1 protein-coding gene and 1 pseudogene are annotated in these 1,854 nt (G+C 73.5%); both read right to left on the bottom strand.

Going from position 1 to position 1,854, the window contains the following annotated elements:
* Positions 1-674 (bottom strand): annotated as a pseudogene (locus RT309_RS14930) (copper oxidase); the annotation flags it as partial.
* The coding region (locus RT309_RS14935; protein ID WP_313358301.1) for a hypothetical protein at positions 671-1,854 on the bottom strand (1,184 nt) is incomplete at its 5' end. The pseudogene RT309_RS14930 and the gene RT309_RS14935, both read right to left, overlap by 4 nt.

The following is a 1,854-nucleotide window of genomic DNA, read 5'->3' on the forward strand; positions in this document are numbered from 1 at the left end:
GCGGCGCCGGCCGCCGCGCCGACCACGCCGCCGGCGAGGATGGGCAGGGCTCGGGATGCCCCAGCTGCGGCGCCTTTGTCGGCGCGCGTGCGCAGGATCGTGGGCCAGAGCGTCACCACGGTGCCCGCCACCGTGAGACCGATCCAGCCGAGCACGTTGATCAGCGCATGCGCGACGACGACGTGAGGTTCGGAGTCGCCGCGGGCGAGCCACGCGCCGAGCGCGGCGCCGATCGTGAGCAGCGCGGCGGAGGCGATGTAGTACCGGATCGTGCGGCCGAAGCGGCCCGGCATGCTGCCGCGCATGCGCCGCACGAGCGACCCGGCGTGCGAGGCCACCGCCACGATCAGCACGGCGGCACCGACGACCGTCACCGCCCAGACGCCGCTGAGCACGCCGGTGATCACCAGCGCCGTGGCCGAGTTCGACAGGATCAGCCGGATGCTCTGGTGCCGGCGGTCACGGTCGGTGGCGGCGCTGCGCAGCAGCGCGAACGAGAAGTACTGACTCCACACGAGGATCGCGTGCGTGACGGCGCCCAGCAGCAGAAGGTGGATCATCAGCCAGCCGGGCATCGGCAGCGAGCGGTGCGCGAGGGCGGCGATCACCGTGAGCAGCAGCCACACCACCGTCGGGATGTCGCGCAGGGGCCAGAATCCGCGGTTCTTCGTCATGACGCGCTCCCCTCGCCTGCGCTCTCCCCACGGGGTCGGGAGGAGATCGCACGCGTCGAAAGGCCCCCGTGCAACGTCCCTCCGCCGTCGGCCGCTCTCCCCTCCCGAGCGGGAGCGGGCCCGCAGATCGCACTGTAGAGGGCCGTCCCCACGAACAGCAGCAGGGCGACGACGCCCAGCACTCCCCCGATGCGCCAGGCCACCGGCATCCCGAGCCCGTCGCCCAGCCACACCCGCACGCCGAGTGCGGCCTGCAGCAGAGCGATCGGCACCCAGAACGCCGGCCGGTACGGCAAGCGCACCCGCAGCACCGCGGGGAGGATCGTCGTGGCGTGCGCCATGATCATCGAGAACGTGTAGCCGAGGAAGACGGCGTGCACCACCGCGTCGTAGGCCGGCTGCGCGGCGGGCATCCCGAGCAGCAGCACCAGAGCGGCGACCGCGAGCCAGACGTACCCGGCGAGGATGCACGCGGCCATGTACCGCGTGACACCCGTGGCGCGGATCGTGCGGCGAGCGACATCGTGCACGACGAGCCAGCCGGTGAGCGAGAGCAGGGTGACGCCGAGCAGGATCGCCCCGGCGTGGGGGAAGACGAGGCCGATGACGAGCGCGGCCGTCACCGCCCAGCCGTGCACGAGCAGCCGGATGCCCGCCCGCGGTCCCATCGTGATGCGGGCGAGCTCGACGCGCTCGGCGGCGATGGTCAGCACGATGAAGCCGATCAGCCACGGGACGACGCGGGTCATGGCATCCTGCCCGATCCAGATCAGCGCCCCGGCGAGCGCGAGGCCCGCCGCGAGCAGCTGCGTGAGGAGCGCGTGATCGTACTGCCGACGCCACAGCGGGATGTAGAGCCCGACGAAACAAGCCGCGCCCGCAGCGAGCACGATCTTCGCGGCGACCAGCGGCACGACCGGGACGACGAGCAGGATCCCGCCGGCGCCGAGCAGTGCGGGCGCGGCGTAGTCGAGGGGCCGGGCGAGGGCGGTCGCGCGCTCGAGGCTGATCAGCGTGCCCACGAAGCCGAGCACCAGAAGCATGCCGTGCACCGCGGGCAGCCGCTCGGCGGTCACCGGGGCGGGCAGCCCGAGCAGCAGCAGCCCGGCGTCGAGCCCGGCCAGCAGGGCGAGGCCGGCGGGCAGCAGGCGTGCCCGGGACAGGGCCAGCACCACGCGGC

The organism is Microbacterium sp., assembly GCF_032084865.1.
Lineage (GTDB): Bacteria > Actinomycetota > Actinomycetes > Actinomycetales > Microbacteriaceae > Microbacterium.